14 protein-coding genes are annotated in these 13,814 nt (G+C 58.3%); 8 read left to right on the top strand and 6 right to left on the bottom strand.

Going from position 1 to position 13,814, the window contains the following annotated elements:
* The first annotated feature begins 161 nt into the window (after positions 1–161).
* The 8 genes from nirC (at position 162) to AFK63_RS19930 (ending at position 7,839) form a co-directional block, all read left to right on the top strand.
* The gene (gene nirC / locus AFK63_RS00205; protein ID WP_038867123.1) at positions 162–965 is read left to right on the top strand and encodes a nitrite transporter NirC; all 804 of its coding nucleotides are present in this window, start codon (positions 162–164) and stop codon (positions 963–965) included.
* Between the two features lie 12 nt (positions 966–977).
* Entirely contained in the window at positions 978–2,351 is a 1,374-nt protein-coding gene (cysG, locus tag AFK63_RS00200; RefSeq protein ID WP_038867121.1) for a siroheme synthase CysG, read from the top strand.
* 283 nt (positions 2,352–2,634) lie between these two features.
* The gene (gene frlA / locus AFK63_RS00195; protein ID WP_038867119.1) at positions 2,635–3,975 is read left to right on the top strand and encodes a fructoselysine/psicoselysine transporter FrlA; all 1,341 of its coding nucleotides are present in this window, start codon (positions 2,635–2,637) and stop codon (positions 3,973–3,975) included.
* Positions 3,976–3,996: 21 nt separating this feature from the next.
* Positions 3,997–5,019 carry a fructoselysine 6-phosphate deglycase gene (gene frlB / locus AFK63_RS00190; RefSeq protein ID WP_038867116.1) on the top strand — a complete coding sequence of 341 codons (1,023 nt, stop codon included), beginning with the start codon at positions 3,997–3,999 and terminating at the stop codon, positions 5,017–5,019.
* Positions 5,020–5,069: 50 nt separating this feature from the next.
* On the top strand, positions 5,070–5,900 hold the full coding sequence (gene frlC, locus AFK63_RS00185; protein WP_038867115.1) for a fructoselysine 3-epimerase: 831 nt from the start codon (positions 5,070–5,072) through the stop codon (positions 5,898–5,900).
* Positions 5,897–6,682 carry a fructoselysine 6-kinase gene (gene frlD, locus AFK63_RS00180; RefSeq protein WP_038867113.1) on the top strand — a complete coding sequence of 262 codons (786 nt, stop codon included), beginning with the start codon at positions 5,897–5,899 and terminating at the stop codon, positions 6,680–6,682. Before frlC ends, frlD begins: the two co-directional genes overlap by 4 nt.
* A 101-nt stretch (positions 6,683–6,783) precedes the next feature.
* Positions 6,784–7,515 (top strand): GntR family transcriptional regulator, encoded by a 732-nt coding sequence (locus AFK63_RS00175; protein WP_038867111.1) that lies wholly within the window; start codon positions 6,784–6,786, stop codon positions 7,513–7,515.
* 153 nt (positions 7,516–7,668) lie between these two features.
* Complete coding sequence (locus AFK63_RS19930; protein ID WP_038867109.1) at positions 7,669–7,839, top strand: YhfL family protein; 171 nt, start codon at positions 7,669–7,671, stop codon at positions 7,837–7,839.
* Positions 7,840–7,932: 93 nt separating this feature from the next.
* On the opposite strand, the gene trpS is transcribed toward AFK63_RS19930, so the two are convergent.
* The 6 genes from trpS to aroB form a co-directional block, all read right to left on the bottom strand.
* Positions 7,933–8,937 (bottom strand): tryptophan--tRNA ligase, encoded by a 1,005-nt coding sequence (gene trpS, locus AFK63_RS00170; RefSeq protein WP_038867107.1) that lies wholly within the window; start codon positions 8,935–8,937, stop codon positions 7,933–7,935.
* Complete coding sequence (gene gph, locus AFK63_RS00165) at positions 8,930–9,688, bottom strand: phosphoglycolate phosphatase (protein ID WP_038867105.1); 759 nt, start codon at positions 9,686–9,688, stop codon at positions 8,930–8,932. Before gph ends, trpS begins: the two co-directional genes overlap by 8 nt.
* A complete protein-coding gene (gene rpe, locus AFK63_RS00160) occupies positions 9,681–10,358 on the bottom strand; it encodes a ribulose-phosphate 3-epimerase (protein WP_038867103.1) in 678 nt (225 codons plus the stop codon). Before rpe ends, gph begins: the two co-directional genes overlap by 8 nt.
* A gap of 44 nt (positions 10,359–10,402) precedes the next feature.
* Positions 10,403–11,221 carry an adenine-specific DNA-methyltransferase gene (gene dam / locus AFK63_RS00155; protein ID WP_038867101.1) on the bottom strand — a complete coding sequence of 273 codons (819 nt, stop codon included), beginning with the start codon at positions 11,219–11,221 and terminating at the stop codon, positions 10,403–10,405.
* 70 nt (positions 11,222–11,291) lie between these two features.
* Positions 11,292–12,605 (bottom strand): cell division protein DamX, encoded by a 1,314-nt coding sequence (gene damX / locus AFK63_RS00150; RefSeq protein ID WP_038867099.1) that lies wholly within the window; start codon positions 12,603–12,605, stop codon positions 11,292–11,294.
* 92 nt (positions 12,606–12,697) lie between these two features.
* Positions 12,698–13,786 (bottom strand): 3-dehydroquinate synthase, encoded by a 1,089-nt coding sequence (gene aroB, locus AFK63_RS00145; protein WP_038867097.1) that lies wholly within the window; start codon positions 13,784–13,786, stop codon positions 12,698–12,700.
* Positions 13,787–13,814 lie beyond the last annotated feature (28 nt).

The following is a 13,814-nucleotide window of genomic DNA, read 5'->3' as shown; positions in this document are numbered from 1 at the left end:
CAGAGCGCCTCCGCTCATTAACAATGTTCCATCGGCGTTCCGCTTAACGGACCGCCCGTTAAGGACAACAACAAATAAGCGCGCCAGCAGGCGCGCCGCACTAACGCATCTTTTTTATTTTCTTAATTTTTTAATTTCACTCACTTTTTAGGATAACCACTATGTTTACCGACACGATCAATAAGTGCGCGGCGAATGCCGCCCGCATCGCTCGCCTCTCGGCAAATAATCCTCTGGGTTTCTGGATCAGCTCCGCGATGGCGGGTGCGTACGTCGGGCTCGGGATTATTTTGATTTTCACTCTCGGCAACCTGCTTGAGCCCGCCATTCGCCCGCTGGTGATGGGCGCTACGTTCGGCATCGCGCTGACGCTTGTGATTATCGCGGGTTCTGAACTCTTTACCGGCCACACCATGTTCCTGACGCTCGGCGTAAAAGCGGGCACCATCAGCCACGGTCAGATGTGGGCGATCCTGCCGCAAACCTGGCTTGGCAATCTGGTCGGTTCCGTATTTGTCGCCCTGCTCTACAACTGGGGCGGCGGTAGTCTGTTGCCGGTAGACACCAGTCTTGTGCACACCGTGGCGCTCGCAAAAACCAGCGCGCCCGCCACCGTGCTGTTCTTCAAAGGCGCGCTCTGTAACTGGCTGGTCTGCCTCGCTATCTGGATGGCTATCCGCACCGAAGGCGCAGCGAAATTTATGGCTATCTGGTGGTGCCTGCTGGCTTTTATCGCCTCCGGCTACGAGCACTCCGTTGCCAACATGACGCTGTTCGCGCTCTCCTGGTTCGGCCACCACAACGAGGCATTCACACTCAGTGGTATCGGGCATAACCTCTTGTGGGTAACCCTGGGCAATACCCTTTCTGGCGCCGTGTTCATGGGTTTGGGTTACTGGTATGCTACGCCGAAAGCAGAGCGCCCGCAGCCTGCCGCGCAGACCGCACCAGAAACCGCTCGTTAAGAAGGATACGCCGTGGATCACCTGCCGATATTTTGTCAGTTACGCAATCGCGCCTGCCTGCTGGTCGGCGGCGGCGATGTTGCGGAGCGTAAAGCGCGTCTGCTGCTGGAGGCAGGCGCTACGCTTACGGTCAACGCGCTGGCGTTCGCGCCGCAGTTTGAAGCCTGGGCCGAACAGGGCATGCTGACGCTGGCGCCGGGTGCGTTCGACGCCCGTCTGCTGGACGACTGCTGGCTGGTGATCGCCGCCACGGACGATGACGAGGTCAATAACGCGGTCAGCGACGCTGCCGAAGCGCGACGCATCTTCTGCAACGTGGTGGATGCGCCGAAACAGGCGAGCTTCATCATGCCGTCTATTATCGACCGCTCGCCGCTGATGGTTGCGGTCTCGTCAGGCGGCACTTCACCGGTGCTGGCCCGTCTGCTGCGCGAAAAGCTCGAAGCGCTGCTCCCTCAGCATCTCGGCAAAGTCGCCGGTTACGCTGGTCAACTGCGCCGCCGCGTTAAACACACATTCACCTCTATGAGCGAGCGCCGCCGCTTCTGGGAAAAATTTTTCGTGAACGACCGCCTCGCGCAGTCGCTGGCGAACAACGATGAACAGGCTGTGACCCGCATTACCGAAACGCTGCTTAACGAGCCGCTCGACGATCGCGGTGAAGTTGTGCTGGTAGGCGCAGGCCCTGGCGATCCGGGTTTGCTGACGCTCAAAGGGCTACAGCAGATCCAGCAGGCGGATATCGTGGTTTATGACCGCCTGGTTTCTGATGAAATCATGAATCTGGTGCGCCGCGATGCCGATCGCGTGTTTGTCGGCAAGCGCGCGGGCTATCACTGCGTGCCGCAGGAAGAGATTAACCAGATCCTGCTGCGTGAAGCCCAGCGCGGCAAACGCGTGGTGCGCCTTAAAGGCGGCGACCCGTTTATCTTCGGGCGCGGCGGCGAGGAGCTGGAGACCCTCTGCGAGGCGGGCATCCCCTTCTCGGTCGTACCCGGCGTTACCGCGGCGTCGGGCTGCTCTGCCTACGCCGGCCTGCCGCTGACCCACCGCGATTATGCGCAAAGCGTGCGCCTCATCACCGGTCACCTGAAAAACGGCGGCGAGTTCGACTGGCACAATCTGGCGGCGGAAAAACAGACGCTGGTGTTCTATATGGGGTTAAACCAGGCCGCGGCCATTCAGGAAAAACTCATCGAACATGGCATGGATCCGGCGATGCCGGTTGCGCTGGTGGAAAACGGCACCAGCGTGAAACAGCGCGTGGTGGCAGGCGTATTAACCGAGCTGGGCGCGCTGGCGCAGCAGGTGGAAAGCCCGAGCCTGATTATCGTCGGCCGCGTCGTGGCGTTACGCGACAAACTCAACTGGTTCTCGTCTAAATAACCCTCTCTCAGGCCAGCACCGCTGGCCTGAAAAAAATCCCTCTTAATTTCAAAGAATTAATTAAAAATATATTACATCCTGCCAACATGCGGCGATTTTGTGATCTGCCTCGCCAACACTATTCATCATGTGTTGTTATATTGGTTATGCGTCATCTCATTATGAAAACAGCCTGACGGCATTCCGCGACCCTATATAACGGGTCGTGCGGCCTCCTGCTGCCTTCATCCGGGCGACGCGCTCTGAATCCTACAACCCTGTTCAATACTAAAAAGGTAACGATATGGAAGGCCAGGAACTCCAACGCAAGCTCGGCTTCTGGGCCGTGCTGGCCATTTCCGTCGGAACGACCGTCGGTTCCGGTATTTTCGTTTCGGTTGGTGAAGTCGCGAAAGCGGCAGGCACCCCGTGGCTGACCGTGCTCGCTTTTGTGATTGGCGGTTTAATTGTTATCCCGCAGATGTGCGTTTATGCGGAGCTCTCCACCGCCTACCCCGAAAACGGCGCAGATTATGTTTATCTGAAAAATGCCGGCAGCCGTCCGCTGGCGTTTCTCTCCGGCTGGGCCAGCTTCTGGGCTAACGACGCACCGTCGCTCTCTATTATGGCGCTCGCCATCGTCAGTAATTTCGGCTTTCTGGTGCCACTCGATCCGCTCACCGGTAAGCTCCTCGCCACCGGGTTGATCCTTGCCTTTATGCTGCTTCACCTGCGCTCGGTGGAAGGCGGCGCCACGTTCCAGACGCTAATTACCATCGCCAAAATCATTCCTTTCGCGATTGTGATTGGCATCGGCGTTTTCTGGCTGAAGGGCGATAACTTCACGGCGCCGGCAACCAGCGCCACCACCAGCGCAGCGGCGGGCATGATGGCGCTGCTGGCGGGTATCTCGGCCACCAGCTGGTCCTATACCGGTATGGCGTCTATCTGCTACATGACCGGCGAAATCAAAAACCCCGGCAGAACCATGCCGCGGGCGCTGATTGGCTCCTGCCTGCTGGTGCTGGTGCTCTACTCACTGCTGGCGTTGGTTATCTCCGGGCTAATGCCGTTTGAAAAACTCGCCGCCTCCGAAACGCCGATTTCCGACGCGCTGACATATATTCCGGCGCTCGGCAGCGTAGCGGGCGTATTTGTCGCCGTTACCGCCATGATAGTTATCTTAGGCTCGCTCTCCAGCTGCGTGATGTACCAGCCGCGCCTGGAATACGCGATGGCGAAAGACAACCTGTTCTTCAAATGCTTCGGCCATGTGCACCCGAAATACAACACGCCGGATGTCTCCATCATCCTGCAGTGCGCGCTGGGCATCTTCTTCATCTTCGTGTCAGACCTTACCAGCCTGCTCGGCTATTTCACCCTGGTGATGTGCTTTAAAAACACGCTTACGTTCGGCTCCATCATCTGGTGTCGCAAGCGTGAGGACTATAAACCGCTGTGGCGCACGCCGGCCTTCGGCCTGATGACCTTCGCCGCCATCGCATCAAGCCTGATTCTGGTTGCGTCCACCTTCGTGTGGGCGCCCGTTCCGGGCCTTATCTGCGCCCTGATTGTTATCGCCACCGGTCTGCCCGCTTACGCCTTCTGGGAAAAGCGCAACCGCCGCCTGGCTCATGTTTCTTAACCCTGTCTGGAGAGTTGTTTCATGCTGAATATCGATAAAAGCACCGTGGATTTCCTGGTCACCGAAAACATGGTTCAGGAGGTGGAGAAAATTCTGGAAAAGGATGTGCCGCGCGTACACGCCATTGTGGACGAGATGATCAACCGCGGCATCGACCGCATCTATTTTGTCGCCTGCGGCTCACCGCTTAACGCGGCGCAGACGGCGAAGCACCTGGCGGACCGCTTCTCAAGCCTTCAGGTTTACGCGCTTTCCGGCTGGGAGTTCTGCGACAACACGCCGCACCGGCTCGATGCGAAATGCGCGGTGATTGGCGTCTCCGACTACGGCAAAACCGAAGAGGTCATCAAGGCGCTGGAGCTGGGTTCCGCCTGCGGCGCGCTGACCGCCGCCTTCACCAAGCGCCCGGACAGCCCGATCGTGCAGGCCGCCGAACATGTGGTGGCGTATGAAGCCGACTGTATCTGGGAGATCCATCTGCTGCTCTGCTACAGCGTGGTGCTGGAGATGATCACCCGCCAGGCGCCACACGCTGAGATCGGCAAAATCAAAAACGATCTCCGCAAGCTGCCGCAGGCGCTGGGGTATCTGGTGCGCACCTGGGAAGACAAAGGCCGCCAGCTCGGCGAGCAGGCGTCACAATGGCCGATGATCTACACCGTGTCCGCAGGCCCGCTGCGTCCGCTCGGCTACAAAGAGGGCATCGTGACGCTGATGGAGTTTACCTGGACGCACGGCTCGGTCATTGAGAGCGGTGAGTTCCGCCACGGGCCGCTGGAGATTGTCGAGCCGGGCGTGCCGTTTCTGTTCCTGCTTGGCAATGATGAAAGCCGTCATACCACCGAGCGCGCCATCCGCTTTGTGCGCGAGCGTACCGATAACGTCATCGTTATCGATTACGAGGAGATTTCCCAGGGGCTGCACCCGTGGCTCGCACCGTTCCTGATGTTCGTGCCGATGGAGTGGCTCTGCTACTACCTCTCCATCTACAAAGACCACAACCCGGACGATCGCCGCTACTACGGCGGCATTGTTGAATATTAATCCACCGCCCGGCCCCTGCGGGGCCGGGCATGGCTGCAAGGAGAAGGGTTATGAAAACGGGTATGTTTACCTGCGGGCATCAGCGGCTGCCGCTGGAGCACGCCTTTCGCGACGCACACGAACTGGGCTATGACGGGCTGGAGCTGTGGGGCGGCAGGCCGCACGCGTTTGCGCCGGATCTCAAAGCGGGCGGCATTCGCCAGGTGAAAGCGCTCGCGCGCGTTTATCAGATGCCGATCATTGGCTACACGCCGGAAACCAATGGTTATCCCTATAACATGATGCTGGGCGACGAGCGGATGCGTCGCGAAAGCCTCGACATGATCAAACTCGCCATGGAAATGGCCAAAGAGATGGACGCGGGCTTTACGATGATCTCCGCCGCCCATGCGGGCTATCTGACCGGGCCGGACGCCATCTGGCAGCGCCTTGCGGATAATCTGCGCGAGCTGTGTGATTTCGCCGAGGATATCGGCATCGATCTGCTACTGGAGCCACTTACGCCTTATGAATCCAACGTCGTGTGCAACGCAAACGACGTGCTGCGGGCACTGTCGCTGGTGCCCTCTGCGCGCCTTTACAGCATGGTCGATATCTGCGCGCCGTTTGTACAGGGTGAGCCCGTCATGAGCTACTTCGACAAACTGGGCGATAAGCTGCGTCATCTGCATATCGTTGACAGCGACGGCGCAAGCGACAGCCACTACATCCCCGGAGAAGGCAAAATGCCGCTGCGCGAGCTGATGCGCGATATCACTGACCGCGGCTACGACGGCTATTGCACTATCGAGCTGGTCACCATGTATATGAATGAGCCGCGGCTTTACGCCCGTCAGGCGCTGGCGCGCTTTCGCGACCTGCTGCCGCAGGAGGCGCTATGAAAACTCTGGCGACGGTTGGCGATAACTGCGTGGATATTTATCCGCAACTTGGCAAGGCGTTTTCCGGCGGCAACGCCGTTAACGTGGCGGTTTACAGCACTCGCTACGGGATGCGGCCCGCGTGCGTCAGTTGGGTCGGCGATGACGATTATGGCGACATGCTAAGGCAGGATCTGGCACAGTACGGCATAGATATCTCGCATCTGCATACTCAACCTGGCGTCACGGCGCAGACCCAGGTGGAGCTTCGCAATAATGACCGCGTTCTTGGCGACTACACCGAAGGCGTGATGGCGGGCTTTACGGTCAGCGACGAGGATCTGCGCTGGCTGATGAGGTTCGATATTATTCACTCCGCCATCTGGGGACATGCCGATCCCGCCTTTCCGGCGCTTCACGCCGCCGGGAAGACGCTGTCGTTTGATTTTGCCGACAAATGGGAAAGCCCGCTGTGGCGCACGCTGCCAGAGCATCTTGATTATGTATTTGCCTCTGCGCACGAAGAGACGCCGTGGCTGCGCGACCGCCTGCAAACGGTGGTGGAGTGCGGCGCAGGTGTTGCCATCGCGACCCTGGGCGAGCATGGCAGCCTGGCCTGGGATGGCGCGCAGTTCTGGCGCATGCCGCCGGAGCAAGTCCAGGTGATTGACACGATGGGCGCCGGAGATTCTTACATCGCCGGTTTCCTCTGCGCTATCGCCGCCGGGCTGCCGCTCGTTGATGCCATGAAACAGGGTACGCAGTGCGCGGCGAGAACGCTTGGCTATCACGGCGCCTGGTAAGGTCTGCGTTGGCGTGACGTAACTCACGCCAACGCCCTGTCACTCCTCAATAAACGCTCTTATAATCATCCCCACGTTTTCTACAACCTCAGGGTCGATACATGCCAGCCACGGAGCGCTACTCTCATCAACTCCTTTATGCCACTGTCCGCCAGCGTCTGCTTGATGACATAGAGCAAGGCGTCTACCAGGCCGGTCAGCAGATCCCCACAGAAAGTGAGTTGTGTACGCTCTATAACGTCAGCCGCATCACTATTCGTAAGGCGATTAGCGATCTGGTGAAAGATGGCGTCCTGATCCGCTGGCAGGGCAAAGGCACGTTTGTGCAGAGCAAGAAAGTGGAAAACGCCTTACTGACCGTCAGCGGCTTTACGGATTTCGGCGTGTCGCAAGGCAAGCCCACCAAAGAAGAAGTGATTGAACAGGCGCGCGTCAGCGCAGATCCGTTCTGCGAACGCCTGAATATTCCGGGCGGTAGCGAGATGTTCCTGCTCCGCCGGGTGATGTATCTTGATGGCGAACCGCTGTTTATCGACGCCTCGTGGGTCCCGCTTTCACGCTACCCGCAGTTTGACGACATTTACAGCGCGGGCGCTTCAACCTATCAGCTGTTTCAGGAACGCTTCGATACGCAGGTGGTAAGCGATAAAAAGACCATCGATATTTTTACCGCCACCAAAGCAGAAGCGCAGTGGCTGAAATGCGAGCTGGGCGAGCCGCTGTTTCGCATCAGCAAAATCGCATACGACCAGCATCAAAAACCCGTGCACTATTCCGAGTTGTTCTGTCGCGCTAATCGCGTCACCCTGACTATCGATAACCAGCGGCGCTGAACAACAGCGCCCGCGCGGTTTTTCCTTCCCTGCAAGTCCTGTTACTGACGTTGACTTCCCCTGCCTGGAGCTGCATAAAGTCATCCCGTTATGAATTATCATAAAAGATATTCATATCAGTTATTTAGGAACCTTTATCAATAGGGATGCACAATGAAAAACCTGATTAAACTCGCCATGCTGGCGGCCGTACTGTCATCACTGACCGCCTGCACCGGCCATATCGAAAATAAAAACAAAACCTGCAGCTATGACTATTTGCTCCATCCGGCGATTTCTATTTCCAAAATGATCGGCGGCTGCGGGCCGGCGGCAGATCAGTAAGCGTTGGTCTGAGAAATAAAAAACCCCTCGCGCGAGGGGTTTACAGGCGGCAATAAAAAACCGGGATTACCCCGGTTTTCTCTTTGCGTGACCTTACGGCTGGGCCACAAAGCCGATAGCTTCGTATACCTTCTTCAGCGTTTCGCCAGCGTGCGCACGGGCTTTTTCGGCCCCTTCCTTCATCACGCTCTGCAGAAAGTCTTCGTCGTTGCGGTAGCGATGATAACGCTCCTGAAGCTCGGTCAGCATGCCGGAAACGGCATCTGCCACTTCGCCTTTCAGGTGGCCATACATTTTGCCTTCGAAATGCTGCTCCAGTTCCGGGATGCTCTGACCGGTCACGGCCGAGAGAATATCCAGCAGGTTGGACACGCCCGCTTTGTTAGCCACGTCATAACGCACCACCGGCGGTTCGTCGGAATCAGTGACCGCGCGTTTGATTTTCTTCACGACTGATTTCGGGTCTTCCAGCAGGCCGATCACGTTGTTGCGATTGTCATCGGACTTGGACATCTTTTTGGTCGGCTCCAGCAGCGACATCACGCGCGCGCCCGATTTCGGGATGAACGGCTCCGGTACGCGGAAAATATCGCCGTAGATAGCATTGAAGCGCTGCGCGATGTCGCGGCTCAGCTCCAGATGCTGTTTCTGGTCTTCGCCCACCGGCACCAGGTTGGTCTGATACAGCAGGATATCCGCCGCCATCAGCACCGGGTAATCAAACAGGCCAGCGTTGATGTTTTCCGCGTAGCGCGCGGATTTATCTTTGAACTGCGTCATGCGGCTCAGCTCGCCGAAATAGGTATAGCAGTTCAGCGCCCAGCCCAGTTGTGCATGCTCCGGCACGTGGGACTGAACGAAAATGGTGCTCTTTTTCGGGTCGATGCCGCAGGCGAGATAAAGCGCCAGCGTATCCAGCGTGGCTTTGCGAAGCGCGGCCGGGTCCTGACGCACAGTGATGGCATGCTGATCCACGATGCAGTAGATGCAGTGATAGTCGTCCTGCATGTTAACCCACTGACGCAGCGCACCCATATAGTTACCGATGGTCAGTTCTCCGGATGGCTGCGCGCCACTAAAAACGATGGGCTTACTCATTTTTTAATTCCTGATTTTCACTGTGGGGTAGCCCGAACGCGGGCAGTAGGTCGCGGAAATGGTCAAAGACGAGATCCGGGTTGCTTAACGTTATCGCTTCGCCGTAGTTATAGCCATAGCTCAGGCCGACGCTTGCGCAACCGGCGGCATGCGCCGCCTGAATATCATTGCGTGAATCGCCCACAAAGAGCAACTCCTGCGCCGACACCTGCAACGCTTCCATGACTTTCAGCAGCGGCTCCGGGTGTGGTTTTTTATGCTGGACGTCGTCGCCGCCGATAATAATGCTGAAGTATTCCGCGATGCCGAGTGATTCCAGCATAGGCGCGACGAAGGGCGTCGGCTTATTGGTGACCAGACCAAGCGCCAGACCGTGACGGCGCAGCGCGCCAAGCGTCTCGTACACGTCAGGGAATAATACGCTGCCCGCTTCCACGGCCTCGCCATAATAGCGGTCGAACAGCCGACGCATCATGCGGGCCTGTTCGTCTTCGGGAATAGCGTCCGTTTCCGCCGGTTTTCCTGCGGCGGCGCGCAGCGCGGCCTTTTCCTGCCGCGCCCAGGTGAGCGCGCGCTCAACCAGCACATCGGCGCCGTTGCCAATCCAGGTAATGACGCGCGCCTCGCCCGCCGTGGGGAGCTCCAGCGCATAGAGCGCGTTATCCACGGCATACGTCAGGCCCGGCGCGCTATCCACCAGCGTGCCGTCGAGGTCGAACGCGACAGCGCGAATCGATTGCAGCTTATCCATGAGAAACCTTCGCCAGCTCACTACGCATATCGTTGATGACTTTCTGATAATCCGGCTCGTTGAAGATGGCCGAGCCCGCCACGAACATGTCGGCGCCCGCTGCGGCGATCGCGCCGATATTGCTGACCTTCACGCCGCCATCCACCTCCAGACGGATATCGCGCCCGGAGGCGTCGATGCGCTGGCGCACTTCTTTAAGCTTGTCCAGCGTCTGGGGGATAAACGACTGGCCGCCAAAGCCCGGGTTTACCGACATCAGCAGAATAACGTCAAGCTTGTCCATCACGTAGTCGAGGTAGCTCAGCGGCGTCGCCGGGTTAAAGACCAGGCCCGCTTTGCAGCCGTGCTCTTTGATAAGCTGCAGCGAGCGGTCGATGTGCTCGGAGGCTTCCGGGTGGAATGTAATGATGCTGGCGCCCGCGTCGGCGAAATCCGGGATCAGGCGATCGACCGGTTTCACCATCAGGTGCACGTCGATTGGCGCCGTGATGCCGTAATCGCGCAGCGCCTTCAGCACCATCGGGCCGATGGTGAGGTTGGGCACATAATGGTTATCCATAACATCGAAATGGACGACGTCGGCACCGGCGGCGAGCACCCGGGCGGTGTCTTCACCCAGCCGGGCAAAGTCGGCCGACAGAATCGAGGGGGCAATCAAATACTGTTTCATCCGCTTCTCCATTAAGTCTTGTGTATATGGCGGACGGAACCGGCTCAGGCTTCATAAAGCGCCAGCAGTTCGTCCACCTTTCTGCGCGTGCCGCCATTGCTGCTGATGCTGCGTCGTACCCGCACCTTATGCAGCTTCGCCTGCTGATACCACTGGCGGGTCAGCTCGGTGTCGTGGTTGGAAATCAGCACCGGAATACGCTGGCTTTGCAGCCCTTCCGCAAGCTGTGCCAGATGCTGTTGCTGTTCCAGATTAAAGCTGTTCGTATGATATGCCGTAAAGTTCGCGGTGGCGGAGAGCGGCGCGTAAGGCGGATCGCAATAGACCACAGCGCTGTTCTCCTGCTGCGCCCGCGCCATGCTGGCGTCATAGGATTCACAAATAAACAGCGCGTTCTGGGCGCGCTCAGCGAAGTGGTACAGCTCCGTCTCCGGAAAATAGGGCTTTTTGTAACGGCCAAACGGCACATTGAACTCGCCGCGCAGGTTGTAGCGGCACAGGCCGTTATACCCGTGGCGATTGAGATACAAAAAGAGCAGCGCGCGGCGGAACTCGTCCCGGCTCTGGTTAAACTCTTCGCGCAGCTGATAGTACACCTCGGCCTGATTATGCTCGGCGGTAAACAACAGACGCGCCTCGCTGACGTAATCGTCCGTTTTATCTTTCACCGTGGTGTAGAGGCTTATCAGATCGCTGTTGATGTCGGATAACACGTAGCGCGAATAATCGGTGTTAAGAAAAACCGATCCCGCGCCGACGAAGGGCTCGATAAGACACTCCCCTTCAGGGAGATGACGTTTGATATCTTCGAGCAGGGGGTATTTCCCCCCTGCCCATTTAAGAAAAGCGCGATATTTTTTCATGCTGCCTGATTAATTCATACCTTCCCACGCTGTGGAGAGGACGCTCCGACAGCATACTGCGCTTTACTCATTACTTCAGATCGGCCTGGACCTGGTGAATCGGCTTAGCCCACGGGTTTTTCGCCTGAACGTCTGCCGGCAGCGAAGACACAGCGCGTTTCGCCTCATCTTTCGAGCCGTACACGCCGCTCACCAGCACATACCACGGCTGACCATTACGGGTGGTCTGATACACCACGTAGTTTTTCAGATTCTCTTTTTTCGCCCACGCGTTCAGGTTGTTGTAGTTCGAAGAACTGCTCAACTGAAGCGTGTAATGGCTACCCGGAGCAGATTTCAGCGCACCGACATTACCCGCGCTCGCGCCGCCCGCAGGGGCGGAGGACTGGCTTGCCGCAGGCGCGCTGCTCTTCGGCGCCGTCGCGGCGGTTGATGCTGGCGCTTTCACCGGTGCGGAAGCGGTGCCTGTCGCAGGCTCGCTGCGCTTAGGCGCGCTGGCCGGTTTCTGTTCCGTCGCGGTAGTCTTCGCTGGGGCCTGCTGCGGTTTGCTCTGGGTGGTCTGCGCTTTACGCGGCTCAGACTCAATCACCATCTGTTTACGCTCAGGGCGCGTGGTATTCGCATTATGGCGCGCCGGCGTCTGGGCCTGCGCGGCGTCGCGCGGCGGCTGCTGCGATGCGGCGCCATTACCATTAACCGGCGCAACGGTCGCAGGCTCGGTCGGCAGCGTCGAACCCGACACCGCGTTATCAATCTGGCCTTGTTGCTGCGTCAGCGCGTTATTCAGATCGCCCGGCACTTCGACACGCTGCTGGCCTTCCGGCGCGGCTGGCGTCTGGGCCTGGGTCGGGGTAGAAGACACCGGCGGCAGTGAGATATCCTGCGGCGAATTACCCGTGGTCTGATTCGCGGCGGAGGTATCGCCAGGCTGCGGCTGCGCGCCGTTGGCCTGATCGGACGGACTGCCCGCGTTACCGGACAGATCGATGTTTTTCTCGGCGTTCTGCGCCTGGGCGTCATCCGCTTTAGTGGCGTCGGGGCCTTTCAGCGCTGAGCCGATGCCGATAATCAGCAGCACCAGTACCAGAATACCGAGCGCCATCATCAGATGCTGGCGAGAAATGGGCCCTTTCGGGGGCGCTTTTTTACGCTTACGCGGGCGACGTTCCTGTACCTCGTCATCCACCAGCGATTCATCCGCTTCGTAAGTCTCTTCTGTCTGCGCGCGACGTGTGCGCGCCGGACGACGATCTTCTGCGTCGACATCAACGTCATCAATGTTGATTTGCGGTTCGTTATCGAACTCAGCAGGTTTACGAGAACGACCAGGACGACGATCGCTGGGATCGGGTTTCAGCTCGTCTTCTGGTTTGAATTCATCCATTTAACACCCCACTCAAAGGCTCAGTGCGGCCTGTGCCACGCTATTGCCCGATAGTAAAAACGCCATCGCTGGCGAACAGTACTTTTTAATGATCACGCCTGCTGACAGTCAGCAATTGCGCTTAATACCAGATCGTGCGGCACTCCGCCGCGCACTTCACTCTTCCCGATAGCCAGCGGCAGCACTAAACGCAGCTCGCCAGCCAGCACTTTTTTGTCGCGCATCATGTGCGGCAGATACGCCTCGGCCGCCATCGACGACGGGCCGGTAACCGGCAGACCGGCGCGTTTCAGAAGCGCGATAATGCGCTCGACATCCTGCGCCTCGAACTGACCAAGGCGCTGCGCGGCGCGAGCCGCCATCACCATACCCGCCGCCACGGCCTCGCCATGCAGCCAGTTGCCGTACCCCATTTCCGCTTCGATAGCGTGACCAAAAGTATGGCCCAGGTTCAGCAACGCGCGCATACCGCTTTCGCGCTCATCTGCGGCAACGACATCAGCTTTTATCTCACAGCAGCGACGAATACAGTACGCCATCGCCGCGCCGTCGAGCGACAGCAGCGCATCAATATTCTCTTCCAGCCACACGAAGAAGTCGCGGTCGAGGATGATGCCATATTTGATCACTTCCGCGAGACCGGAGGAGAGTTCACGCGCGGGCAGGGTTTTCAGACAGTCGAGATCGACTACCACGGAGGCGGGCTGCCAGAAGGCGCCTATCATGTTTTTGCCGAGCGGATGGTTAACGGCGGTTTTGCCGCCAACTGAGGAATCGACCTGTGAAAGCAGCGTGGTCGGCACCTGGATAAAACGCACGCCGCGCTGATAACAGGCGGCAGCGAACCCGGTAAGATCGCCGATAACGCCGCCGCCGAGCGCGATAAGCGTAGTATCGCGGCCATGCGGTTTTTCCAGCAGGGCGCTGAACACGGTTTCCAGCACAGCGAGGCTTTTATGCTGCTCGCCGTCCGGCAAGATCACCTGGTCAACCTTTACGCCAACCTGTTCCAGCGTAGAGCGGACTTTATCCAGCCACAGCGGCGCCAGCGTTTCATTGGTGACCAACATCGTCTGGTCACCTGCACGCAAAGGCCAAAAGGAAGCCGGATCGTTGAACAATCCGGCTGCGATGGTGATAGGGTAACTACGTTCCCCGAGAGTAACCGTTAACCTCTCCATGACGTTCAGTAACCTTCTGTGCATTTAC

Source organism: Cronobacter muytjensii ATCC 51329 (assembly GCF_001277195.1).
Taxonomy (GTDB): Bacteria; Pseudomonadota; Gammaproteobacteria; order Enterobacterales; family Enterobacteriaceae; genus Cronobacter; species Cronobacter muytjensii.
Note: the sequence above shows the minus strand (reverse complement) of the source record. Positions and strands in the feature narration are given on the sequence as shown.

Bases quoted from the DNA above. Each gene is read 5' to 3' on its own strand.
- AFK63_RS19930 (WP_038867109.1), top strand. From the start codon at position 7,669: ATGAAAAACCTGATTAAACTCGCCATGCTGGCGGCCGTACTGTCATCA.
- damX (WP_038867099.1), bottom strand. From the start codon at position 12,605: ATGGATGAATTCAAACCAGAAGACGAGCTGAAACCCGATCCCAGCGAT.
- aroB (WP_038867097.1), bottom strand. From the start codon at position 13,786: ATGGAGAGGTTAACGGTTACTCTCGGGGAACGTAGTTACCCTATCACC.
- frlD (WP_038867113.1), top strand. From the start codon at position 5,897: ATGAAAACTCTGGCGACGGTTGGCGATAACTGCGTGGATATTTATCCG.
- gph (WP_038867105.1), bottom strand. From the start codon at position 9,688: ATGGATAAGCTGCAATCGATTCGCGCTGTCGCGTTCGACCTCGACGGC.
- AFK63_RS00175 (WP_038867111.1), top strand. From the start codon at position 6,784: ATGCCAGCCACGGAGCGCTACTCTCATCAACTCCTTTATGCCACTGTC.
- frlC (WP_038867115.1), top strand. From the start codon at position 5,070: ATGAAAACGGGTATGTTTACCTGCGGGCATCAGCGGCTGCCGCTGGAG.
- rpe (WP_038867103.1), bottom strand. From the start codon at position 10,358: ATGAAACAGTATTTGATTGCCCCCTCGATTCTGTCGGCCGACTTTGCC.
- nirC (WP_038867123.1), top strand. From the start codon at position 162: ATGTTTACCGACACGATCAATAAGTGCGCGGCGAATGCCGCCCGCATC.
- frlB (WP_038867116.1), top strand. From the start codon at position 3,997: ATGCTGAATATCGATAAAAGCACCGTGGATTTCCTGGTCACCGAAAAC.
- dam (WP_038867101.1), bottom strand. From the start codon at position 11,221: ATGAAAAAATATCGCGCTTTTCTTAAATGGGCAGGGGGGAAATACCCC.
- trpS (WP_038867107.1), bottom strand. From the start codon at position 8,937: ATGAGTAAGCCCATCGTTTTTAGTGGCGCGCAGCCATCCGGAGAACTG.
- frlA (WP_038867119.1), top strand. From the start codon at position 2,635: ATGGAAGGCCAGGAACTCCAACGCAAGCTCGGCTTCTGGGCCGTGCTG.